The sequence below is a fragment of the Undibacterium sp. Jales W-56 genome (genome assembly GCF_025548535.1).
Classification (GTDB): Bacteria; Pseudomonadota; Gammaproteobacteria; order Burkholderiales; family Burkholderiaceae_D; genus Undibacterium.
Genome location: NZ_JAJLQW010000008.1, coordinates 30772 through 55018, shown reverse-complemented (window position 1 = coordinate 55018; position 24247 = coordinate 30772). Strand labels below are relative to the sequence as shown.

The 24247-nt window shown below is 52.9% G+C and carries 23 protein-coding genes; 15 read left to right on the top strand and 8 right to left on the bottom strand.

Annotated features, from left to right (window positions below):
* Positions 1-29 precede the first annotated feature (29 nt).
* From LPB67_RS18220 to LPB67_RS18185, 8 genes are all read left to right on the top strand, one after another.
* Positions 30-641, top strand: a complete 612-nt coding sequence (locus tag LPB67_RS18220; RefSeq protein ID WP_262838732.1) for an FMN-dependent NADH-azoreductase — start codon at positions 30-32, stop codon at positions 639-641.
* 45 nt (positions 642-686) lie between these two features.
* The gene (locus LPB67_RS18215) at positions 687-1586 is read left to right on the top strand and encodes a pirin family protein (RefSeq protein ID WP_262838731.1); all 900 of its coding nucleotides are present in this window, start codon (positions 687-689) and stop codon (positions 1584-1586) included.
* Positions 1587-1640: 54 nt separating this feature from the next.
* Complete coding sequence (locus LPB67_RS18210; RefSeq protein WP_262838730.1) at positions 1641-2048, top strand: DoxX family protein; 408 nt, start codon at positions 1641-1643, stop codon at positions 2046-2048.
* 124 nt (positions 2049-2172) lie between these two features.
* Positions 2173-2607, top strand: coding sequence for a GNAT family N-acetyltransferase (locus LPB67_RS18205; RefSeq protein ID WP_262838729.1), 435 nt, complete (start codon positions 2173-2175; stop codon positions 2605-2607).
* Between the two features lie 35 nt (positions 2608-2642).
* A complete protein-coding gene (locus LPB67_RS18200; protein ID WP_262838728.1) occupies positions 2643-3005 on the top strand; it encodes a GFA family protein in 363 nt (120 codons plus the stop codon).
* A 417-nt stretch (positions 3006-3422) separates the two neighbouring features.
* Positions 3423-3890 (top strand): hypothetical protein, encoded by a 468-nt coding sequence (locus tag LPB67_RS18195; protein ID WP_262838727.1) that lies wholly within the window; start codon positions 3423-3425, stop codon positions 3888-3890.
* A gap of 474 nt (positions 3891-4364) precedes the next feature.
* Positions 4365-4943 carry a hypothetical protein gene (locus LPB67_RS18190; RefSeq protein ID WP_262838726.1) on the top strand — a complete coding sequence of 193 codons (579 nt, stop codon included), beginning with the start codon at positions 4365-4367 and terminating at the stop codon, positions 4941-4943.
* A gap of 169 nt (positions 4944-5112) precedes the next feature.
* A complete protein-coding gene (locus LPB67_RS18185) occupies positions 5113-5526 on the top strand; it encodes a DUF6157 family protein (RefSeq protein WP_262838725.1) in 414 nt (137 codons plus the stop codon).
* 150 nt (positions 5527-5676) lie between these two features.
* Here LPB67_RS18185 and LPB67_RS18180 read toward each other — a convergent pair whose 3' ends face one another.
* Positions 5677-6741, bottom strand: a complete 1065-nt coding sequence (locus tag LPB67_RS18180) for a 3-deoxy-7-phosphoheptulonate synthase (protein ID WP_262838724.1) — start codon at positions 6739-6741, stop codon at positions 5677-5679.
* 194 nt (positions 6742-6935) lie between these two features.
* Here LPB67_RS18180 and LPB67_RS18175 point away from each other — a divergent pair, with 194 nt between their 5' ends.
* Positions 6936-8054, top strand: a complete 1119-nt coding sequence (locus LPB67_RS18175; RefSeq protein WP_262838723.1) for a DUF1624 domain-containing protein — start codon at positions 6936-6938, stop codon at positions 8052-8054.
* An 18-nt stretch (positions 8055-8072) separates the two neighbouring features.
* On the opposite strand, the gene LPB67_RS18170 is transcribed toward LPB67_RS18175, so the two are convergent.
* Both LPB67_RS18170 and LPB67_RS18165 read right to left on the bottom strand, forming a co-directional pair.
* Positions 8073-8720 carry a YcbK family protein gene (locus LPB67_RS18170; RefSeq protein ID WP_262838722.1) on the bottom strand — a complete coding sequence of 216 codons (648 nt, stop codon included), beginning with the start codon at positions 8718-8720 and terminating at the stop codon, positions 8073-8075.
* 34 nt (positions 8721-8754) lie between these two features.
* Positions 8755-9969 carry a 6-phosphofructokinase gene (locus LPB67_RS18165; protein ID WP_262838721.1) on the bottom strand — a complete coding sequence of 405 codons (1215 nt, stop codon included), beginning with the start codon at positions 9967-9969 and terminating at the stop codon, positions 8755-8757.
* A gap of 202 nt (positions 9970-10171) precedes the next feature.
* On the opposite strand from LPB67_RS18165, the gene LPB67_RS18160 reads away from it, so the two are divergent.
* Both LPB67_RS18160 and LPB67_RS18155 read left to right on the top strand, forming a co-directional pair.
* On the top strand, positions 10172-10924 hold the full coding sequence (locus LPB67_RS18160; protein WP_262838720.1) for a phytanoyl-CoA dioxygenase family protein: 753 nt from the start codon (positions 10172-10174) through the stop codon (positions 10922-10924).
* A gap of 81 nt (positions 10925-11005) precedes the next feature.
* The gene (locus LPB67_RS18155) at positions 11006-11428 is read left to right on the top strand and encodes a GNAT family N-acetyltransferase (RefSeq protein ID WP_262838719.1); all 423 of its coding nucleotides are present in this window, start codon (positions 11006-11008) and stop codon (positions 11426-11428) included.
* A 73-nt stretch (positions 11429-11501) separates the two neighbouring features.
* Here LPB67_RS18155 and lysA read toward each other — a convergent pair whose 3' ends face one another.
* Positions 11502-12746 carry a diaminopimelate decarboxylase gene (gene lysA / locus LPB67_RS18150; protein WP_262838718.1) on the bottom strand — a complete coding sequence of 415 codons (1245 nt, stop codon included), beginning with the start codon at positions 12744-12746 and terminating at the stop codon, positions 11502-11504.
* Positions 12747-12875: 129 nt separating this feature from the next.
* On the opposite strand from lysA, the gene LPB67_RS18145 reads away from it, so the two are divergent.
* Positions 12876-13319, top strand: coding sequence for an Lrp/AsnC family transcriptional regulator (locus LPB67_RS18145; protein ID WP_262838717.1), 444 nt, complete (start codon positions 12876-12878; stop codon positions 13317-13319).
* Between the two features lie 6 nt (positions 13320-13325).
* Here the strand turns inward: LPB67_RS18145 and LPB67_RS18140 are convergent, their stop codons facing one another.
* A complete protein-coding gene (locus LPB67_RS18140) occupies positions 13326-14516 on the bottom strand; it encodes an MFS transporter (RefSeq protein ID WP_262838758.1) in 1191 nt (396 codons plus the stop codon).
* A 111-nt stretch (positions 14517-14627) separates the two neighbouring features.
* Here LPB67_RS18140 and LPB67_RS18135 point away from each other — a divergent pair, with 111 nt between their 5' ends.
* Complete coding sequence (locus LPB67_RS18135; RefSeq protein ID WP_262838716.1) at positions 14628-15149, top strand: TlpA disulfide reductase family protein; 522 nt, start codon at positions 14628-14630, stop codon at positions 15147-15149.
* Positions 15150-15178: 29 nt separating this feature from the next.
* Here the strand turns inward: LPB67_RS18135 and LPB67_RS18130 are convergent, their stop codons facing one another.
* Positions 15179-18739: an EAL domain-containing protein gene (locus LPB67_RS18130; protein WP_262838715.1), complete on the bottom strand. Its 3561-nt coding sequence runs from the start codon at positions 18737-18739 to the stop codon at positions 15179-15181.
* Positions 18740-18813: 74 nt separating this feature from the next.
* Positions 18814-19623 (bottom strand): GAF domain-containing protein, encoded by an 810-nt coding sequence (locus LPB67_RS18125; protein ID WP_262838714.1) that lies wholly within the window; start codon positions 19621-19623, stop codon positions 18814-18816.
* A gap of 595 nt (positions 19624-20218) precedes the next feature.
* On the opposite strand from LPB67_RS18125, the gene LPB67_RS18120 reads away from it, so the two are divergent.
* Entirely contained in the window at positions 20219-21595 is a 1377-nt protein-coding gene (locus LPB67_RS18120; protein ID WP_262838713.1) for a family 43 glycosylhydrolase, read from the top strand.
* Positions 21596-21846: 251 nt separating this feature from the next.
* On the opposite strand, the gene LPB67_RS18115 is transcribed toward LPB67_RS18120, so the two are convergent.
* Positions 21847-22968 (bottom strand): beta-ketoacyl-ACP synthase III, encoded by a 1122-nt coding sequence (locus tag LPB67_RS18115; RefSeq protein WP_262838712.1) that lies wholly within the window; start codon positions 22966-22968, stop codon positions 21847-21849.
* 333 nt (positions 22969-23301) lie between these two features.
* On the opposite strand from LPB67_RS18115, the gene LPB67_RS18110 reads away from it, so the two are divergent.
* Positions 23302-24141 carry a phytanoyl-CoA dioxygenase family protein gene (locus LPB67_RS18110; protein WP_262838711.1) on the top strand — a complete coding sequence of 280 codons (840 nt, stop codon included), beginning with the start codon at positions 23302-23304 and terminating at the stop codon, positions 24139-24141.
* Positions 24142-24247 lie beyond the last annotated feature (106 nt).

The following is a 24247-nucleotide window of genomic DNA, read 5'->3' as shown; positions in this document are numbered from 1 at the left end:
AAAGCAAACTAAACCAAAGGAATTACATCATGAACATCTTGCAAATTAACTCCAGCGTCCGTGCTTCAGCTTCTCATTCCAGCAATCTGGCAAATACCGTGGTCGCACGCTTGCACGCCGCCGCTCCCGACGCAACGCTGACCGTACGTGATTTGGGCGACACACCGCATCCGGCTCTGGACGGTGCCGCATTAAGCGCCTTGTTCACGCCTGCCGAACAACGTACGCCGGAACAAGCCGCACGCGTCGCTTTGGATGACGCACTGATCGCCGAGATACAGGCAGCGGATACGGTGGTTCTCGCCGTGCCTATGTATAACTTCGGCGTGTCAGCGCAGCTGAAAAACTGGATCGATGCGATTTCCCGTGCGCAAGTGACGTTCCGCTATACCGCGAACGGCCCCGAAGGTTTGTTGACGGGTAAAAAAGTGATCGTCGTCTTGACCCGCGGCGGCTTGTACCGGAATACCCCGAACGATACGCAAACACCGTATTTAACAACTTTCCTCGGCTTTTTGGGAATGACGGATGTACAGTTTATTTTTGCCGAAGGTTTGGCGATGGGCCCGGATGCCGAGCAGGCGGCGCTGAGTTCTGCCCGTGAACAGATTGCACAAATTGATTTAGCCTTAGCGGCATAAGCCGTGTCGGCGCGGTCTTCATCAGACTAGATAAAGGAGTCCATCATGACAACAGCAACACGCGATACAGTAGCAAGCAACACACTGCAACAGGAAATCGTCACGCAGTCACGGTCGGTCGAACAATTGGTGCTGGGACAAGCGACCTCGGACGGTGATGGCGTCAAGCTGACACGGGTATTGACGCAGGGCTTGCAATACCGGCTTGATCCCTACCTGATGCTGGATGCTTTTGGGACTGACGATCCGCAAGATTACATCGGCGGCTTCCCCGATCATCCGCATCGCGGCTTTGAGACCATCACTTATATGCTGACAGGCCGCATGCGCCATCATGACAGCGCAGGCAATCAAGGCTTGCTGCAAAACGGTGGCGTGCAATGGATGACGGCCGGTCGCGGTGTGATCCATTCTGAATTACCGGAGCAGGAAGACGGCCGCATGGAAGGTTTTCAGCTCTGGCTGAATCTGAGCGCCAAGGATAAGATGATGGCGCCCTGGTACAAAGATATTCAGAGCGGCAGCATTCCGCAATTCACCACGCCGGAAGGTGTGACGGTGCGTGTGATCGCGGGTGCCAGTCATGGCGTCAAGGGCGCAGTGCAACGCGAGATCACCGAACCCTTATATCTGGATCTGCATCTGGCAGACGGCGCGGTATTTTCACAAGCGATGGCAGCCAGCATGAATACATTTGTGTATGTCTATCGCGGTGAAGTACAGATAGGTGAAAAAGCAGTACCGCAACAACGCATGGCGATTTTACGCAATGAAGCGGAGAGTGATGGCGTGACGCTGCGGGCACATGGACCCAGCCGCGCCTTGCTGATTGCCGGACAGCCTTTACGGGAAACGATCGTGCAGTACGGACCGTTTGTCATGAATAGTCAGGCAGAGATTTTCCAGGCCATCAATGATTTCAGGGCGGGACGGCTGACCGCGTAGTTTGTTTATCTGACGCAATATAAATCAACGCTGTATCTTTTAAATGGAGTAATCATGGACGCACTCAATCGTTTTGGCCCATTGGTCGGCCGACTATTAATTTCCCTTATTTTTGTCGCCTCAGGCGCCGGCAAAATTGCCGGTTTCGAAGGTACTGTGGGCTACATCGCCAGCAAGGGTCTGCCTTTGCCGCAACTGGCGGCGATCGCTGCAATCGTTGTGGAACTGGGTGGCGGAATCGCAGTTATCCTGGGCTGGAAAGCACGTTGGGCCGCCGCTGCAATGCTGGTATTTACCGCATCCGCCGCCGTGATCTTTCATAACTTCTGGGGCGTTCCCGCAGATCAGGCACAGAACCAGATGATCCATTTCATGAAAAATATCTCGATGATGGGCGGCCTGTTATTGGTGATCGTGAACGGCAGCGGCGCTTTAAGCCTGGATGGCACTGGTAAAAAATAAGACAGACAAATAGTCGGTTGGATATAAGAATCCCTTGAATAGCATTCGCTGTCCAAGGGATTTTTGCTTTATTGTGCAGAACAGCTTATTGTTTGATTTTTTTTAAACTCAATAGACTCAATATATGTCGATTACATACAGAGAAGCCACCATCGACGATATATCAGTCATTATGGAAATCCGCTTCGCCGTCAAAGAAAATGTCTTATCCAATCCCAATGCCGTTACGCCAGCGATGTGTGTCGACTATCTGGATAAGCTGGGGCATGGTTGGGTAGCAGAGAGGGATCAGCAAGTAGTCGGTTTTTCCTACGCCGCGTCCGCAGATAATTCGATCTGGGCGCTATTTGTTTTGCCGCAATTAGAAGGTCACGGTATCGGTAAAAACCTACTGAAGCTCGCTGCTGACTGGCTATTCCAGCGTGGTGCAGACCAAATCAAATTAGGTACGCAACCAGATACCCGCGCAGACCGTTTTTATGGCCTGCAGGGCTGGACGCGTGGCGAGATGAAAAATGATATTGAAGTCATTTACACGATGAATCGATCGCTAGTATGAATATGAATCAAACTATCTTTGACCAGGGAAAATGAATGAATCATCGCCCCATGCACACCTATCAAGGCAGTTGTCACTGCGGCGCAGTGCGATTTGAGATTACGACAGATTTCCCCGAATTAACGCAATGTGATTGTTCTATTTGCCGCAAGAAAAATGCGCTCATGGTCAAAGTGCATGAGAGTCAATTTACCCTGTTGGCGGGCGAAGATTTTTTGACCGAATACCAATTTCATAGCAAGACCGCAAGGCATTTTTTCTGCAAAGTCTGCGGCATCTATCCATTCCACCGCAAACGTGTGACGCCGGACCATCTGGGAATTAATGTTTTTTGTCTGGACGGATTTGATCCTGAAGCAATTCCTGTACGCCTGGCAAAAGGGTCAAGCATGCTTTGATAAGGTGTACAGGTTGTGACTCGTTCTAACAGGATGTGTCAGATCATGACTGTCGCAGTTGTGCCCTTACGAGCCAGTTACATGATTTTTTTGAACGTCTGCATAGGGGCAACGTGGACATACCATCGGATCCAGTAGACATAGGCTTCTTCTGTGGGTAAGCTTTAGTGCTTATCACGAATGCAATTTTTAACGCGGATAAGCAACTTTGCTTGTCTGGAACTGGATTCGGAAGTGACACGCGAGGCGCTCAAGGAGCTGTTTGCCTTTCCTGCTTATTTAATACTGTAATTTGTACAGTAGATTGAGGAAAGCGGCGCAGAGCAACAGTTACGAACGACCTCGCCAGGATAGGCGGACGGACCGCCAGGTTAGGCGGAATTTTTTTCATCCTATTTGAAGTTATGGGTTTCGTAAATGAATGACATTATTAGCGTTCTTGACCATCTGCGCCAACAAGCCAACAGAGATGGACTTGCGTCGTCGTCTAGCGCAGAGCTTGAGAATTACGCCGCTGCTCTCTGCCATTCACAAGCGTTTGCGCATTTCGGCGCGCATGAGTACCCGCAGCTTTGTGAAACCGTTCGCACCCATTTACTCCGCTCACACATTGGAAACCTCCAATCTCATGTTGTTGAACTCCACTGCCACATTACCGACCTGAACGAGAGCAACGCAAAAATCCAGCGGTGGGTCATTGCACTTGCAGTCGCTGCACTCATCACAGCATTTGTACAAACCGCGACGGCCATCCGGGCCGAACTAAGAGCAGAACCACTGACGCATTCAAGTACGCCGCCACAGCAAAAGTCAGTGCCACCATTGGAAGCCCCAACCCTGGCGGCACCCCCGTCTTTCGGTCAAGCCAAAAAGAAAGCGCCCTGAATATGCGCACCCATAACATGTCGCGTAACTCGGAATCAACGATGAAGCCGTTGATCCGGGTAGCTCTACTTTAAAACTCATATGCGCATTGAAATATCAAGAGAAGCATGCTGCGCTCAAGACGACCAAATGGGGCCACTTGAAATGGTGTTTGAGATTGGCCCAAACGACTCTCTTCGCGATCTAGTGAAGCGAGTAATTGAAAAAGGCTTTCTCCAATATTCTTCGACGCACACAGTTATGATGGGCGCCGCAGGCAAAACGGAGATCGTCCAGGTAAGCAGCCCCTACTGCAGCAACAAAGAGCCCGAGTATTTTCTAAATCCAGACTTGCCCGTAAGCGAGGTAATCAAGAATGGCGACCTACATTTTCGGTTTTAACATGTTGATCGACACTGTCACGCAAGCGTGCCGGTCATCTTTGGCGTTAGGCACTCCGATCAACCGACTTCATTCCACGACTAGAGCATTTTTATGACCAAAAGATCTGAAGTTCTCACTTATGTTATCCAGGAGTTTTACTCAGGCAAGATTGAAAATGCGGCAGATCGATCTGGTTACACAAAAAACCAAATCAATCAATGGCTGCATGGAACAAGGGAGCCAAGAAAGAGCACGATTGAATATCTAATACAGTGCGCTTTTGTTCCAGAGTTTAAGGTTATTGTCGAGTTTGCGGAATTCGACTCAGGCAAGGCAATTCAAACTCAGTTAAAGAGCATGCTCGGCGAACATGCGAACGACCCAGGTATTTATGCTTTTTACGATTCGATGGGGAATCTTATATATCTAGGCAAGGCCACAAAGCTTGTTCCTGAAATTTTTTCCGCCATCAACAGGTCAGTGCACATTGCATTTCCTAAAGGTATCAAGAGCGCTCCTAAATTTAGAACTAAAATCGTTAAGTACATATCAGCATACGATGTCGGAGCCGTGAAATGGAATGATTTCCCAAAGCACGTCGAGTCTCTTATTCTTCGTATTTCAAAACCTATTCTTAACAAAAATATTGGCAATTTGGCGATTGCACTCAAGGCCCCAAAAGATGCCTAACCCGGAAGTCGAGAGGGACGGCCACAAGCTGCGCTTGTGGTTTCCTACGCTTCGCCCCGGCCGCCCCTCACTTCTACGTTACGCATCCTATGTTTAGTTGCATCAGTTCCGACTTGATCTGAAACACCATGTCAGGTCGGATTGCAACTTGTACAGATAACGAGGCGATATGAATTACTACAATACGTTTATTGCGGTTGCGGCCGATGCCAAAGTGGATCACGGTGCCGTGCCGCCAGCGCGGGCTGGGAAGAAATCTATCGCGCTACTAGAATACGAACTCATTTCGGCCAAGCCTTATAAACTCACTCAAGAAGAGGTGCAGTTTGCCGTGCATGTGCAAAGACGTGAGTTGCCGGTTGAGGTAGTGCAAGATAAACGCGAGCAGCTCTGGCAAGAGTTTTTTTCTAAACCGATGGCATGCATGCGCGCCTCACCCTTGGCAAAATCTTACGGATGGGGATTGCATTTCAATGCCAGCGGCAAGGTGGCTTTGATCCCCGTGGAAAGTATGGAGTATCAGCGCTTGCTTGAGGATAAGGCGATTGCGCAGACGCGGGCGATGCGCAGCAAGCGGGAATAATTTGCATGACAAATTGAGCAGGCAATCAAAATCAAAACAATGCTAGGGCAGATGGCTTGATCCTTGAGATTTTGCCAGGTGTAGAAACAAAAAAAGACGGTGCGTTGCGAGCCCGTCTTTGTCGTTTTTACGCAGATCGCCTGGCGAAGATTATGCGACTTTACGCGTGCGTAGTTTTGATGCGGCATCGCGTATCATGGTCTCAGTAGTCGCCCAATCCACACAGGCATCGGTCACTGAACAGCCATACTTGAGCTGCGATAAATCATCGGGTATCGGCTGATTGCCTGCCACGATATTCGATTCGATCATCACACCGACCAGGGCCGTATTGCCATTCACAACCTGGTTAATCACATCGGCCATCACCAGGGTTTGCAGCTCTGGTTTTTTGTAGCTATTCGCATGGGAGCAATCGACCACGATGTTCGCCGGCAGCTTGGCCTTGGTCAGCGCTTGTTCCGCCATCGCGACGGACACCGTATCGTAATTCGGGCGACCATCGCCGCCGCGTAAGACGACATGGCCATGCGGGTTGCCGCTGGTGCGGACGATCGATACGCGGCCTTGCCCGTTCAGCCCGAGGAAGGAATGCGGATGCGATGCCGACAATATCGCATTGATGGCGATACTGATATCGCCATCCGTACCGTTTTTAAAACCGACCGGGGTTGATAAGCCGGACGACATTTCACGGTGGGTTTGCGATTCTGTGGTGCGTGCGCCGATCGCGGTCCAGGCGATCAGGTCGCCCAGATATTGAGGCGAGATCGGGTCCAGTGCTTCGGTGCCGGTTGGCAAGCCGAGTTCGCAGACATCCAGCAAAAATTGACGCGCCTTCTCCATACCCTGATCGACGCGGAAAGAATCGTCCATATCCGGATCGTTGATATAACCTTTCCAGCCGGTCGTGGTGCGCGGTTTTTCAAAATACACACGCATCACGAGGAGCAATTCGTCTTTGACTTCTTCTTGCAAGGCTTGCAGGCGGCGCGCGTAATCGAGCCCGGCAAGCGGGTCGTGAATGGAACAAGGGCCGACCACGACGAACAGCCGCTGGTCTTTACGTTCCAGGATATTGCGCAAGTCTTCGCGGCCTTTGGTCACGACCGCGGCGGCCAAGTCGCTCAGAGGCAAGCGCGCATGCAAATCTTCGGGGGTCGGCATGCTCTCAAATGAGGTAACGTTGATATTTTCTAAGATCTGATTCGTCATAGCGCTTAAATTTAAGTAATGGAAATGGAGCGTGAGTATGAAAAGAGAATGGCACATTATGGCTCAAATTTTGTGCCTTGCACAAATCCGGATGGCATCCATGAAAAAGTGATCTTATTGACCATTTTTACCGGGTAACGTAGGCTTGGCAATCTGCAAATTTTCCTGACGATCATTTTATTCGTGGAGCTTTGATGAAAACCGAGAGTCGTGTGCTTGCCATCGATGTATTGCGTGGCCTGGTGATTGCCTTGATGGCGCTGGACCATGTGCGCGATTTTTTCACGCCGACGCCATTTAACCCGATGGATCTGACGCAGACTTCAGCAGGATGGTTTTTCACCCGCTGGATTACCCATTTATGTGCGCCGACCTTTGTCTTGCTGGCGGGTGTTTCGGCATTTTTACGCTCCCGGAAATTTGATCGAGCGTCAATGGCGCGTTATCTGCTGAGCCGCGGCGCGATGCTGATCGTGCTGGAGCTGACCTGGATTAATTTCAGCTGGCAATTCGGACTCGACCACATCATGTTGCAAGTGATCTGGGTGCTCGGCGTGGGGATGATGAGTCTGGCGGGCTTGATCTTTTTGCCGCGCCCGCTGATTGTGCTGATCGCCGCAGCTTTGCTGTTGCCGCATAATTTACTCGATCCATTTCATCATCCCGACCCTGACTTATGGATGACGCTGTGGCATCAAGGCGGCTGGATTGCGATGGGGGAGCATTTTGGCGTGTTTGTACTGTATCCGCTGATGCCGTGGATAGGCTTGATGGCAGCGGGCTACGGAATAGGTCCCTGGTTTTTGCAAGCGCCTGCCGAGCGACAACGCAATTTGTGGATCGCTGCGATGGGATTGATGCTGATGTTCGTCCTGCTGCGTAGCGGTAACTGGTACGGCGATCCTGAGGCCTGGACGATGCAGGAGGGCGGCTGGATGCGCAGCCTGATGTCGTTTTTGAAGCTGCAAAAATATCCGCCGTCGCTGTTGTATCTGTGCGTGACCTTGAGCATCAGTCTCGCTTTGCTGGCATTCCTGGACAAGCGCGTCAAACACGAAGTGCCGGTGCTGTCCTTGTTCGGCAGCCACCCTTTATTCTTTTATTGTGTGCATGTGGCATTGATCCATGCCTTGAGCTGGGTCACGATGCAGACCCTGTATGGCGCTCAGGTGCAGTTTGAAGCGGGCAAACAAATCGGGCCTGCCGCTTATCAGGCCTCGCTACTGGTTTGTTATTTCGCGTGGTTTGTTATCCTGGTTCTGATGTACGGTATTACGCAACGCTGGGCGATCTGGCGTCGCAATCCGAGTTAGTCAACCGCTTTAAAAAAGCTAACCCTTCCAGCTTCTTTGTAAGCCGGTATCCGTATGTATCCAGCCGCCCTTCGCACTGGGGCGGTAATAGAAGCCGACGCCGCCCTGGCGGAAGCTGCGGATCAATTCCCCCAGCGCTTCTTCGTGTAGTTGTGCGATCCGGATATCGGCAGCGCGACCTTCCAGGTGCAGGGATTTTCTGGCTGCCGGGATACCTTCCTCGATCAGGCGCTGATTCGATTCCGGTGTGCGATAACCGGATAAAACTTCCAGCGGCTTGACCATCCCGAAGCGGGCGATAAAGGCCTGGGTCGCCCAGAGGGTTTCAATTAATTTGGGATCGATGGGCGCGGTCTTCTTACCATTCACGTCGCGCAGGATATGGCAGAGCTGTTCATATGCCGAACTCTGGACTTCGCCGTCTTTCCAGTACAGCAGCCTGGTACGCTCACCGCTGGCCGGGCGTATCAGATCGATGGTGCGCGGCTTGACCCAAAACTCAATATCCAGCGCCTGCGAGTCGAACAGGTCCGGCGGCGGCTCCAGCTCATGCGGTTTTTCTTTGCTTCTATCGTCAGCCAGACCGATCAGCGGTCGGGTGCCGAGCATCAGCCCGGCCGCAGTCAGCATCAGTGTTTTTTTGAGTAAGCCACGGCGTGATTGCATGTTTTTTTGTATAAAAATGAGTAAGCGGCGAGAGTTATTTGTTCAGCACTTTATCGACTTTGCTATAACGCAGCCGGAACGCATCGGGCATACCGGATCCCAGCAAAGGGCGCAAATACAACCGGAATGCATCGGTCACATCGGTGCCAGCCGGCGAGATGAACTCATCCTCCATCACGCGGGTTTTACCGGCGACGGCTGCCAGCGGCAGCAGCTCATAATCGACGGAATAAAAACCGGTGCGCTTAATCGCGACGGAGCCGTCGCGCTGTCCCCACAGCGCGAACTGCACGGCTTTTTCGCCGACCTCACGTGCTTCGCGCTGGTCGACATCGGAGACGCAGCCGATAAACGAGCGTTGCAGATAGCCGAAGGTGTCGCCGCGGACGCGCTTGATGTTGAGCTTCGATTTGATTTCTTCGCAGAGTAAATCGGCGAGCGCGCCAGTGCCGGACAACTGCACATTGCCATGCGCGTCATGCTCGAGTTCCTTGGATAGCAGGCTTAAGATCGGTGTGCCCGAGGCATCGTGGATACCTTCCGATACCGCAACGACGCAACGTCCATATTGCGTATAAGCGTGTTTCACATCGGCTAAAAAGCGCTCGATACTGAAGTCGCGTTCAGGCAGATAAATCAGGTGCGGACCATCATCCGGGAATTTTTTTCCCAGCGCTGCGGCGGCAGTCAAGAAGCCCGCATGCCGTCCCATGACCACGCCGACATACACGCCCGGCAGCGCGGCATTATCCAGATTCGCACCGGCGAATGCCTGCGCGACAAAGCGGGCGGCGGACGGGAAGCCCGGGGTATGGTCATTGCCGACCAGGTCATTATCGATGGTCTTGGGAATATGGATGCAGCGTAGCGGATAAGCGGCTTTTTGCGCTTCCAGGCTGACGATGCGCACGGTATCGGACGAGTCATTGCCGCCGATATAAAAGAAGTGCTCGATCTCATGCGCCTGCAAGACTTTAAAAATCTTCTGGCAATACGCAGCATCGGGTTTGTCGCGGGTGGAGCCTAAGGCGGAGGAGGGCGTGCTGGCGACCAATTCGAGGTTGTGGCTGGTCTCTTGCGTCAGGTCGACGAAGTCTTCATCGATAATCCCGCGTACCCCGTGGCGGGCGCCATAGATGCGCTCGATTTGCTTGAAACGCCGCGCCTCCAGCACCACGCCGACCAGCGATTGATTGATGACGGTGGTCGGGCCGCCGCCTTGTGCCACTAGAATCTTGCCGGATGCCATGCTGATCTCCTCGTGTGCGAGTGTGCGTATTTGCCAAACGGAGTCTATCTTGCCATCGCTGCCAGAGAGCGGCAAGTAGTTTTCTGTCTGCGCGTCAATCCGCTTTGCCTGACACTGTTCCGCTGCGTTTCCAGCTAACTGTATCTGTCAGCCCGCTTGCGCCCCGTGGCACAATGAAGCCCTCACTTTATGATGGATTGCCATGCTTTCTTGTGAACAACGACAACAATTCCACGACGACGGCTACCTGGTTCTGCCGGCGCAGGTCGATGCGGCCATGTGTGAAGCCATCATCGCTTTCGCGCAACAGCAATTAGACGATGATGTCGCACCGATTGAATACGAAGCCGACACCCGTTACCCCGGCGCGCCGGCCTCGCGCGATGCCGAAGGCGGCTTGACTGCAAGGCGCTTGCTGCAGGCGGTCTCACGCAGCGAGACGCTGAGGGGCTGGGCGACTGGCGCCGCATTGACGCAGCCTTTACGCCAGCTGCTCGGCGACGAATTATGCCTGGTGCAGGCGCATCACAATTGCATCATGACCAAACAGCCGCGATTTTCCAGTCTCACTGGATGGCATAGAGATAGCCGCTACTGGAGTTTTCAGCGTGCCGAGCTGATTTCCGCCTGGCTGGCCTTACGCAATGAAACCGTGGAAAACGGTTGCCTCTTGGTAATCCCGGGTTCGCATCGCATGTCTATCGAGGCAGCGCAACTCGATACTGCGCAATTTTTGCGTGCTGATAGCCCGGCCAATCAAAGCCTGTTAGCGCAAGCGCGTCCGGTGATTTTGCAGCAAGGCGATGTGCTGCTATTCCATAGCAATTTGTTTCATGCGGCTGGTTGCAATCAGACCCGGCAGACCAAGTTTTCATTCGTGACCACGTATCGGGCCGCCGACAATCCAGCGCTTCCCGGATCGCGCTCGGCCAGTGTCGACGACATCGTTCTGTGAGCGGAGCCGGATGTCAGCTACCTCGAAGAAATATTTTATATTGCGTAAATCCTGCGTAACTATTTTTACTACTCTGCTTCTATGACATCAACTCATTCTTATCAGGTCAAACACGATATCCCCTCCGTGGCGACCTACCAGCATTTGCGCCTGTCCGCTGGTTTAAGCGGCAAAACCACTGAGGCCGCGACGCGCGGCCTGCCGGCAAGCTTGTTTGCCGTGCAGATCATGCATGATGGTCTGGCTATCGGCATGGGACGGGTGATAGGCGATGGCGGTTGTTTTTATCAGATCGTGGATATTGCTGTATTACCCGAACATCAGGGCAAAGGCCTGGGCAAACTCATCATGCAAGAGATCAGGCAATACCTCGATGCGCATGCGCCTTCCAGCGCTTACATCAGCCTGATCGCCGATGGTAAAGCGCAAGATTTGTATGCGCAATTTGGCTTCGTACTTACGGCGCCCGCCTCAGTTGGCATGGCATTGCGAAGACCTAAGTAAAATACGGCCTGCAGCAGGAAAACACGCCACAAGCCGCATGGATAGTGCGGGATCGGATTTGAAATTTATTTGATCAGATTTGCTCCAGCGCGATTAATTCGTCTATCGTCTGGCGACGGCGGATTTGCCTGATCTGTTCGCCGTCCACCAGGATCTCGGGGATCAGCGGGCGCGAATTGTAGTTCGAGGACATGCTGGCGCCGTAAGCGCCGGTATCGTGAAACACGAACAGATCGCCGATCGCGCATGCAGGTAAATCTTGCGTCGTCACGACGCCGCCATCTTCCTGGGTGAACACATCGCCGGATTCGCATAAAGGCCCCGCCACTACCGTCGGCCGCACAGCGCCGGTGTGCGGCGTGCCGTCGGCCGCATGCGTGCTGATGCGGTGATAGCTGCCGTACATCGCAGGGCGTGCTAGATCGTTGAAGCCGGCATCGACCAGCGCGAAAAAATTATTCCCGACTTGTTTTTGCGCACGCAGTTCCGAAATCAGGATGCCCGATTGCGCAACCAGGAAGCGGCCAGGCTCGATCTCCATGCTGATCCGGTGCCCCAGATGCGCTTCGATCTCTTGACGCGCTTTATCCCAGATCTGGAAATAATGTTCGGTATCGACCACCGCTTCGCCATCGCGATACGGAATCGATAAGCCGCCGCCAATCGAAATTGCCGACAGGTCACGCCCGCAGGTTTTGACTTGCTGGATCATCGCATCGCAGACGCTTTGCAAATGATCGTAATCGACGCCGGAACCGATGTGCATGTGCAGGCCGACCAGGGTCAGCTGATATTGTTCGATGATGGCCAGGCTCGCGCCCAGATGCTCAAACCAGATGCCGTGCTTGCTTTGTTCTCCGCCGGTATTGGTCTTGCGGCTATGGCCATGACCAAAGCCGGGATTGATGCGCAGCCAGACCGGATGGCCGGGATGCGCCTGGCCCAGTTGTTCCAGCATTTGCGGCGAGCCGCAGTTGACCGGGATAGTCAGCTCAACTACCCGCTGCAGGGCATGCCGGTCGAGCAGGTCGGCCGTGAAGACGATAGGCGCATGCGCAAGGCCGCCCGCCTGCGCATTCGGCGCATAGCCTGCCGCCAGTGCGCGTTCGACTTCGCCGAGCGAGACCGAGTCGACCATCACGCCTTCTTCGCGCATTAATCGCAACAGGTGGATATTGCTCGACGCTTTTTGCGCAAAGCGGATCACATCGAATTGGCGCAGGCGCGCGATTTGCTGACGGATGACGGTGGCGTCATAGGCCCAGCATGGCGTCTGGAATTGCTCGGCGATGTGGGCGATCTGCTGATTGGTGATCATGATTTCTCTGCTGGCGTAAGGTTGAAAACTACCTATAATGTAACAAGCAATTTTATTGTGGCGAATAGCATTCAATAAGCAAATACAGGATAGACCATAGGATTGCCTTGAATTTTCTACTAAATACTTATGAATCCGAAAATCGATAATTTCGACCGTAAAATCCTGCAACTCTTGCAACAGGATGCCCGTATGTCGCATGCCGAGATCGGCCGGCAAGTGCATCTGAGCCAGCCCGCGGTGTCCGAACGCATCAAGCGGCTGGAGAGCGCGCAGGTCATCCGCTCGTATCGCGCCGAGATCAATCCCAAGGCGCTGGGCTACCAGATCACCGCGATGATACGCCTGTCAACGCAGCAGGGCCGCCCTTACGCACAGTATGTGGCGGACTGTCCCGAGATTATCGATTGCTATACCGTGACCGGTGAAGACGGCGCGGTGATGCGGGTGCTGGCGACCGATGTTGAACACCTGCAGCAAATTATCAATCAGCTCAATGCCTTCGGTTCTACATCGACCGCGATTGTGTTGACTACGCATGTCTCAGGCAAAACGATTTCTGCGCCAGCGTAATGACGCTTAAGCCTGATATTTCGCCGGAAATATCAGCACACCGATGAAGGTCAGCAGCGCGAATCCAGCACCGGCATAAAAAGTAAATGCCGCACCCAACTGATCCCACAGCAAACCTGCCACCACGCTCGCTGCCAGCAAACCAAATCCGCTGATCAGATTAAAAAATCCAAATGCCGTGCCGCGTAAATTTGCCGGTGCGCTGGCGGCCACCATGCTTGCCAGCAAGCCTTGCGTCATGCCCATATGGATGCCCCACAGCGCGACACCGGCAAACAAGCCTATCCAACCGGTGCTGCTCGCCAAGATCAGATCCGAGGCAATCAGCACGACCAATCCCATCGCCAGCAGGCTGCCATGCGAGATGCGATCGGACAGCTTGCCAAACGGATAGGCCGATGCGGCATACACCAGATTCATGGCGACCATGATCATCGGCACCCAGGCCACCGGGATTGCCAACTGCTGTGCCCGCAAGATCAGGAAGGTTTCGCTGAAACGCGCCAGTGTAAATACGCCGCCGACAATCACGACCCACCAATACGCTGTACCGAGCCGCCGCAGATTTGCCCGGCTGATAGGGTTGCTAATGACGTGCGTAGCCGTCGCTTTCGGCTCCCTGATGCCGATAATCAACAGGAGAGTTGCCAGCAATCCGGGTATCACGGCCAGCCAGAATACACGGCGGTAATCGTTCGCCCACAGTAGCATCAGCACCGTTGCCAGCAACGGTCCGGCTACCGCCCCTACCGTATCTAAAGTCTGGCGCAGGCCAAATGCCGCGCCGCGTATTTCCGCGGGGGTGATATCGGCAATCAGGGCATCGCGCGGCGCACCGCGTATGCCTTTGCCTATCCTGTCCATCAGCCTTGCGGTCAGCAGTAAACCCATGCCCTGCGACAGCGCAAACAAGGGCTTGGTGAATGCGCTCAGGCCATAACCGAAGATAGCCAGGCCCTTACGTTTGCCCAGACGATCGCTTAAGGCGCCCGAAAATACCTTGACGATCAGGGTGGCCGATTCTGCCAGGCCATCAATCAATCCCACCGCGAATACACTGATGCCCAGCGTCCCCACCATGAACATCGGCAGCAGGCTGTGGATCATTTCGGATGAAATATCCATCAGCATACTGACGAAGCCGAGTACCCAGATGGCGCGCGGAATCGCGGGCGGATGATTTTTAAGCGTGCTCATGGCGTCCTTGGTTAGGTCTTGCCCCATACTCATGAATGCTTCGTCGGCGACGAGCATCGGGTATCGGTCGTATAATAGCGGCCTACGATAGTCGCACCCAGTGGATTCCTTATGCTAGCCCCAGCTTCACCTCATAAATTCAAGATTTTTTCTATCATTGCCATAACGGCATTGATCACACTGGCGATCTTGTTTTATCAATCACTATCGAATAAAGCGCCGGTTCCCGATGTGACTTTCGTCAACCTCAAGGGCGACAAAATCAGTACGCAGAGTCTGCGTGGCAAGGTCGTGATGGTGAATTTCTGGGCCACCTCGTGCGCGACTTGCGTCGCCGAAATGCCGCGCATGATACAGACCTACAATAAATACCATCAGCAAGGCCTGGAATATGTCGCCGTGGCGATGAGTTACGATCCGCCGAATTATGTGCTGAACTATACCGAGACGCGTCAGTTACCGTTTCAAGTCGCGCTGGATCCCGAAGGCAAATTAGCCAAAGCATTTGGCGACGTCAAACTGACGCCGACCACCTATGTCATCGACAAGCAGGGCAATATCTTAAAACGCTATGTCGGTGAACCCTCGTTTGCAGAACTCCATGCCTTATTGGAAAAAGCGCTGGCGACCTGAGCGTTTTTCTTGGGTACTCCCCACAAAAATTAAATGATCAAATTGGCGCTGGCCAGGTTGGATTGCTGCAGATAAATCTGAAACTCATCGATGGGTATCGCTTTGCTGTATAAAAAACCTTGGTACTCAGGACAACCGTTCCTTCTCAAAAAGTCTCTTTGCTCTTCTTTTTCTACCCCCTCGGCAATCACGCCCAGACCTAAACTTTTAGCCAGTGCAATAATGGTGGTGGCAATCGATGCGTCGTTTGAATCGGTCAAAATATCCCTGACGAACGATTGGTCAATTTTGAGTTGATCCAGCGGCAGCCGTTTTAAGTAAGACAACGAAGAGTAGCCAGTCCCAAAGTCGTCCAGCGAGAAGCCGACCCCTTTGGATTTGAGTGCCGACATCTTTTCGATAATATCGTCTACGTTATTCACCAGCAGACTCTCCGTCAGCTCAATTTTGAGTTTTTTAGGATCGGCACCGGAATGCGCCAGAACTTGCAGCACCTGCTGTACAAAATCGGGTTGATGGAACTGATGCGCACTGACATTCACAGCCAGGCTCAGGTGGCTGGTCTCCGCTTGTCTGGACCATGCGGCAATCTGGGCGCATGCCACTTCCAATACCCATCTGCCGATTTGTACTATCAGCCGGGTTTCTTCCGCTACCGGAATAAAAAGCGCCGGTCCCACCATGCCGCGCTCAGGATGGATCCAGCGTATCAGTGCCTCGGCACCGATCACGCGCCCTGTATGATCGACCTGCGGTTGGTAATAAAGCCGAAATTCCCGGTGCTGCAAGGCTTTTCTTAAATCTGATTCCAACGCAACTTTGTGGATGATCTCGCGCTGCATGGCGGCGTCGAAAAAACAGAAGGTATTTCTACCTGCCGCTTTAGATTGGTACATGGCGAGATCGGCTTGCTTCAAGACATCTTCCACGCTGTGCTCATGATCGTCGATGAGCGTCACCCCGATGCTGGGAGTGCTGCAGATCTCATGATCCGATAGATGGTAGGGCTCATTTAGTTTTCTGAGAATTTTTTCGACGACAATTTTTGCCTCATCTGCGGCATGCCACAAGTGCTCGTTCAGGTCCACTAGCATTACAACAAACTCGTCGCCGCCCAATCTGGCGACCGTATCGGTATCCCTGACGCACAAGGTCAGACGCCGCGCCACTTCTTGTAACAGCAGATCGCCAAAATCGTGGCCCAGTGTATCGTTGAGCGTTTTAAAATTATCAAGATCAATAAATAATACGGCGCTCATTTTTTTATGGCGCGCACTCACTGCAATCGCTTGTTTTAGGCGGTCAATCAGCAATTGGCGGTTCGGCAATTTAGTCAGAGGATCGTAAAATGCCAGTTGTTGAATCGCATTTTCGGCTAATTTGCGCGCGGTAATGTCGGTGTTGATTGCCAGGATGGATTGGGGTTGGTCCTGCTCATCGCGCACCAGAGTCCAATGACCTTCAACGACTAAAATACTGCCGTCTTTTTTCTTTTGATGGATCTCACCGCTCCATTCACCGTGTTGTATTAAGTGACTCGTCGCACGGTAAAAATCGGTAGGGTCGTCATACAGCAACTGGTCAATACGGTTTTGAATGGCTTCGGCAGCGGTCCAGCCGTACAGACGTTCCGCACTGTTATTCCAGAACGTAATGACATGATCGAGGTTGCGCACGATGATCGCGTCCTGGGCTTTATCCAGGAGCGAGGCTTGCTGCCGAATCTGCTGATCAGCTGATTGACGCTCCAGTTCCGCAGCGGCGCGGGTGGCGAATATTTTGAGTGTCGATGTGATGAATCCGGAGTCTGCCAGAGGCTGGCGGAATAATAAGACAATGAATCCTATGGATGCTCCGGCGGCATCGAATAAATTACGACCGATATACGCTTGCGCGCCTAAAGATTGCAGGAAAGCAGCATCCGGAAATAGCTGGCTTAAGCCTTCATTGATCACACATTCCTGGTCACTTAATAAATTTTCGCAGGGCGATCCGTGCACCGGATAATCAAAATTAGGCATGATTTTCCCGTCGAGAACCGCACCTAAACTGCGCGCGGTCAGCGGCAGATCGGGCAAAATCCGTGACAAAAATGCACAATCGGCGCTGACTGCATCGGCCATATTAGAAGCCAGTTGTTCAAAAAATCGGGTATCCGTACCAATCGGAATACTTGCCGCGACTTTCAGTACCGCCGACTGCACGCGCTGCTGCTCATTGCGCGCTCTGATCATCATGACGCCGAAGGCCAGATCGTCTGCCAATGCATGCAGCAGATTGACCTCTTCCGGCGCCAGACTGCGCACATCCTGTAAAAATAAACTCAGCACGCCGAAGGTTTTATTCTGGTGAGTGAGCGGCAAGGTCACTACTCCGCTCAAGTTAAAAGCATGCGCTCTTTTGACCCAGGGAGCAAAGGAACTGTCTTTAGTGAAATCTTCACATATGACCGGTAGCCCGCTACGCGCAGTTCTGCCGGCGGGGCCGCATCCCTCGGGCACCTGCTCAGACCAGCTTAGTTTGATCCCATAGATATAATCTTTCGATGCGCCAACCGCGACCACCGGCTGAATGGACTTATAGGCGTCCTCACGTTTATAGCCGACCCAGGCCAAACAGTAACCGCCGACATCGATTGCCAGGCTACATACTTTTTCCAGCAAATCTGGTTCGCTGGAAGAGTCGATCACATATTGACTCAGCGCACTGCGCAGCATCAAGGCCCGGTTTAATCTGGAGAGATCCAGTTCTGCCTGCTTACGCTGCGTGATATCCCGTTCCACCGAGATCCAGTGGGTGAACCGGCCTTTCGCATCCGCAACCGGAATAATATCCAGCTCGACCCAATACTCCTCACCGGTTTTAGTGTAGTTAATCAGTTCAGCCCGAACCGGTTCCCACTGTTGCATCGCTGCTCTGATCCGCGCCAATTCAAGTCTTTGGGTATTAATGCCTTGCAGCAGCCGGGGTGACTTTCCTATGACTTCTTCACGCCGGTAGCCGGTTTTTTTTTCGAAAGCATCGTTGACAAACAAAATCCGCGGTCCCGGTTCGTCCCAAGGTTCGGCTTCCGTGATCATCACAATGTCGTTGAGTCGCGAGACGCTGGTTTCCAGCAGCTTTAGCTGTTCCTGGGAGCTGCGGGATTCGGTAATGTCGGTGATAAATCCATGCCACAGCACTGAGCCATCGGCCTCTTTTTGTATGGTGGCATTGCCGCTCAACCAAACTATCTGACCATCCTCGTGTTGAATGCGGAATTCATGGCTCCAGGGTAAAAAATGCTTGGCGGACCACTGTATCGAGTCCTGAAAAGCCTCCATATCGTCCTGATGAACCATATTCAGCGCAGGAGACGCGTCTTCCAGTACCGCGTCCGGGGTTAACTTGAAGATGGTGCGAATATAGTCGTTCGCATAGGGAACGCAGCTAGTGCCATCCGGACGTAAGCGAAACTCATAGATTAAACCGGGCACCCTGTCAGCGATGCGCTCGAGCCGGGCGATCGTTTGCAGTCTGTCTTGCTCCGCCCGTTTTTGCGAATCAATATCTTGCAGCGAACCTTGGACGCGCATAATTTGCCCCCTCATGATTTTTTACTGCACGGCCCATTATTCTGACCCAAATCCTGCGTCCTCTATCAATAAGAATCTGCAATTCTTCGTCAAACGGTGTGCCATCGCTGATACGCTGACCTCACGATGTGACGATATTCTGGCACAGAATAGGCAAATACTTCCTCCAGAGTGGGCTGATGATAAGCCTTCGGCATTTCATGCAGCTGGGCCGCCTCTTCAGGCCAGATTAATTCCTGTTCCGGCAATCGGATTGCCCAACCGGCTATGCGTGCAGTATCGCTCGCAATGGCGATTAAAGATTGTGCATGCTGATGCCGCTCTTCGGCCTGTTTGAATAAGGCTAAGTTGAGGTGGGCGAGATCCTTGGTTAACCGCTGATGTGCTTGTCGTTGCTGGTCTAGCTCGATATGCGTCATCACTTGCTCGGCCAAAGTGACTAATGCATTTTGCTGCGGCTGGGTAAGTTGACGCGTCACAAAATCATGAACTGCCAGTGTGCCCAAGGGCAGGCCATTTTCTGACAGCAAAGGCACCGCAGCATAGAATACGCAGGAATTAGCCGGGTCAATCTGCACTTTGTCGGTATAGCGCAGCCGTTGCGACAGGTGGGATATCATCACGAACGACCGGTCTTTGACGACCAGATTTCCTGGAGCAAGCGCGCGATCTTGTGCCATATAATGCGCGCCGTACACAGATTTATACCACTCATGCTGTTCGTCAATGAACGTAATCGCAGCAATCGGAGTCTGGCAGATCGTTGCGGCCAATTGGGTGATCCGGTCTAAGGCCGGGTCGGCTTTTGTATCTTTTGTATCTTTTGTATCGAGAATCGCGTACTTGCGCAATTCGTCAAGCCGGCTTTGTTCCCACGCAGTGGTTGCATCTGAATTCATTGTGGGTTCTACCTCAATCATGAATTGTCCAACCAATATGTCCTGATTTTTACTGACCAGAAACCCGTAGTCAAGGTTTGTCAGATCGGGCGGGGCAAGAAAACATCCTACTAATAAGGTATCGATTTTCAGGCGGATTGTAGGTATCGATAGTGACAGGGCCGAAAACTCTTGGATCTATTCGAGACTAACACAGTCGCCCGCGATTTTGATGTAAAGGACAGATTCTCTTCAAAGGCGCGATAAGTGCGGAAGCGCGCATTGAATATCTTGTTGCCTTAGCGTCCATTGAGTTGCTTGCTACTCTACGTTTAGGTGGTGACGGCCATTTTTGACGATTGCCGCAGGTCTTGCGCGATATCGATCCGTCATTCCGGAACGGATACCGGAATGGATATCGGTAGCGATAAAAAAGTGATTGGCCGGATTTATGCAGAGTCCTAAGATGGAGAGCGGGCATCACTTGCCCGACCTATCATTCTCTTCGCTCAGACCATCACAAAGGACCTAACTATCTACTTTTTTCTATCCCGATATACCCAATAAAAAACAACACAAATACAAATCCTCCAATAAAAATTGATAAGGTGAGACTATGTTTTTTAAATTCATGGCATGCATATGCCTTGCATTCTTCGTCGACTGCGCATCCGCGATCGACCTGTCCGGCCTGCAAAATGCCCACGACCCCGGCACCATTACCAAAGATGAGGATACTTACTTTAACTTCACCACCGGCACCGGCATCTGGTATTCGACATCGAAAGATCTGACTAGCTGGACGGGCGGACCGGGTCCCGTATTCAGCACCTATCCAGCCTGGATCAAGAACAAGATTCCCAATTTCGGTGGCTCGTTCTGGGCCCCCGATGTGATCCATATGAATGGCTATTACTATATTTATTATTCGGTTTCGAGCTTTGGCAGCTCGGTCTCGGCGATCGGCGTGGCAAGATCGGCCTCGCTGAAAAATCCGGGCTGGACTGATCTCGGTATCGTGGTCGAATCGTATGGCGGCAGTGCCGAAATCAACGCGATTGATCCTGCCGTATTCCGCGATCACAACGGTAAAATTTACCTGTCTTACGGATCCTTCTTCGGTGGTATCGGTGTTGCTGAAATCAACCAAAGCACAGGCAAGCTGGCATCCGGCGTGACCCACATCCTGGGCGGTGGCGGCTCCGATATGGAGGCGCCGTATATCACCCGTAACGGCGATTACTACTACCTGTTTGTGAATCGCGGCAAATGCTGCCAGGGCGTGAACAGCACGTATTACATTGAAGTATCGCGCTCCACCAGTGTCACCGGACCGTACACCGATACCCGTATTGCCTTGCCGAATGTCGATGGCAAATACAAAGGCCCTGGCCACATCGGCGTGTTGAAAGACAATGGTTGCAACTACGTCTCCACACACTACTACGATCTGAATGACGGCGGTAACGCCAAATTGGATTTGCTGAAAATGACCTACAGCGGCGGCTGGCCTAACCTCACGCGCAATTTTTCTGTCGCCAGTTGCGGCGGTGTCAGCGATGGCCTGTACCGTTTCACCGCACGTCATAGCGGCAAGGACCTGACCATCGACACCAACGCCACCACGATCAATGGCAACCCGGTGTATCTGGCTGAGCAGTACACCTATTCCGGCACAAAAAATCAGCAATGGTATGTGATCAACCAAGGCACCGGCTACTACAGCATGATCAACGCCAACAGCCTGCAAAGTCTCGACGTCTATGGCAATGCCGCCACGGCTGGTGCGAGCATCGCGCAATGGCCGTACTGGGGCGGCAATGGCCAAAAGTGGAACTTTACCGGCAGCGCAGGTTTTTACCTGATCGAATCTAACCTGAGCGGCCTGCCGCTCGATGTATTGAACCTGAGCACAGCGAATGGCGCCAGAGTCATTCAATGGAATCCGACCGGCGCTGCCAATCAGCAGTGGAGCATGGTACGGTTGAAGTAATTGCAGTTATTAAAATGCCGCATCGGCTCATTGCGAGTATGCGGCATTTTTTAGGCAACTCGCTCTGCATACCGGTGCTTTGGGAGTCAGTAGGGACAGTGTGTCTAGTTGAATTGCCTTATTTTCCGGTTGGCTATCAGTGATAAAAAATTAAACGACTATTTCCAGCCCGCACTATTCATGCGGGTTTCCAAGGTGATAGGCTGGAAACCCGCATGGATAGTGCGGGCTGGGCATACCTTATTTTAAATTCAGCGTTTTTTCACCACCACGCAACCGATCGAATAACCCGCACCAAACGAGCAGATCACGCCGACTGCGCCTTTGGCTAAATCGGCCTGATGCTTGTGGAAGGCGATGATGGAGCCTGCCGATGAGGTGTTGGCGTAGGTGTCGAGGATCGTCGGCGATTCGTCCGGTGTGGCGTCGCGGCCGAGGATCATGCGGGCGATCAGCAGGTTCATGTTGAGGTTGGCCTGATGCAGCCAGAAGCGCTGGACATCGGGGATCTGGATGCCGGCTTCTTGTACCGTGGCGGTGATGGTGGCGGCTGCCATCGGGCAGACTTCTTTGAATACTTTACGGCCTTGCTGGCGGAACAGTTTGTCCGGCTTGCCGATACCGGATTCATCGGCGCGGTTTAAGAAACCGAAGTTATTGCGGATGTTATTGGAGAATTGCGTCTTCAGCTTCAGGCCGACGATGTCAAATTGATAGTCGGACGTAGCGAGGTCGGCGCGCTCGAGTAAGATCGCGGTGCAGGCATCGCCGAAGATGAAGTGGCTGTCGCGGTCGCGCCAGTTCAGGTGGCCGCTGGTGATTTCCGGATTCACCACCAGGACGGCCCGTGCTTGCCCGCTCTGGATCGCGGTGACGGCGGCCTGGATGCCGAAGGTTGCTGACGAACAGGCGACGTTGATGTCGTAGCCGAAACCCTCGATGCCCAGCGCATTTTGAATTTCGACTGCCATCGCCGGATAACCGCGCTGCATATTGCTGGCGGCGCAGATCACGGCATCCACATCGGCGGCAGTGCGGCCAGCGCGTTGTAAGGCTTGGGTAGCCGCAGCCACGGCCATTTCGCACATGACCGACGGTTCCTCGTCGCTGCGTTCCGGGATGCGCGGCACCATGCGATTGATGTCGAGTACGCCTTCTTTGTCGATGACGAAACGCGATTTGATGCCTGAGGCTTTTTCGATGAAGCCGACGCTGGATTCTTCGAGTGCGACGACTTCGCCGCTGGCGATCGCTGCGGCGTTTTGGGTATTGAACTGATTGACGTAGGCGTTGAAGCTGGCGATGAGTTCTTCGTTGCTGATGGAGAGCGATGGGGTAAATAAACCGGTGCCGCTGATGACGACTGTATTCATCTCGATGTCTTTCTTGTAATAAGGAGGCCGCAGCAAAAAAATGCGCGACGATGCCGCCCAATTTTACACAATATTGGTGATGTTCAATGAATTTGACGCCTTCTTTGATGGCTGAATTTTTTCTCAGGGGGCTGAGCGCCACTCAGGTGACGCGGGCAATTTCCTGGCATCGCTAAAATACTGATGTGCGGTATCAGAGGTCGCTGATGCCAGCGCACGTGGCTTATGTCAATCTGGCCGTTGTCGCCAGAAAATGGGCCGGCTGTGGCAAACTTGATGGCAGAACATAGTCTGTTCCCGCTATTTTTATCAATGATCGCAGAGGAGAAAATCATGTTGAGCGCAGCGCAAAAAGAGCAATTTGTCCGGGACGGTTATGTGGTATTGCCGGATTTTAAATCGCCGGCAGAGATCGCTGCCCTGCGCGAGCGGGCCGGTTTGATCGTGGATGCGTTTGATCCGGCGCAAAGCCGGTCGATTTTTACCACTCAGGAACAGGAAAAATCCACCGACGATTATTTTTTGCAATCGGCCGATAAGGTGCATTGTTTTTTTGAGGAAGAGGCGTTTGGTGCCGATGGCGAACTGAAGCAGGCGAAGTCTTTATCGATCAATAAAATCGGACACGCATTGCATGACATCGATCCGGTATTTATCGCATTTTCACGCGATGAAAAACTTGCCCGGGTCGCGCAGGATATCGGACTGGCAGAGCCGCAGATATGGCAGTCAATGTATATCTTCAAGCAGCCTGGCATCGGTGGGGAGGTGCGCTGGCACCAGGATGCGACGTATTTCGATACCACGCCGATCAGCGTCACGACTTTCTGGTTTGCGCTGGAGGATGCTTCGCTGGAAAACGGTTGTCTATGGGCGGAACCGGGCGGCCATCGCACGCCATTACGCGAACGCTTTATCCGCGAAGGCGATCAGGTGCGCGTCGAGAAGTTAGATGCAACGCCTTGGCCCGACGACAGCACCGCGGTGCCGCTGGAAGTCAAAGCCGGCAGCCTGGTGTGCTTTCACGGTTTGCTGCCGCATTACAGCGCGCCGAATCGCTCGCCTGTATCGCGCCATGCATATACCTTGCATGTGACGGATGGACGCACGGTGTATTCGCCGAAGAATTGGATACAGCGTAGTGCCGGTTTTCCGGTCAGGGGTTTTCGCTAAACTCGCAAATAGCCTGGGTTAAAAACAAAGCCGCCAATGTGGACAACACGGGCGGCTTGTTTTTCTGTTCAGCATCAGCCCGGTGTAGCGCCGGGCTGATAGGATT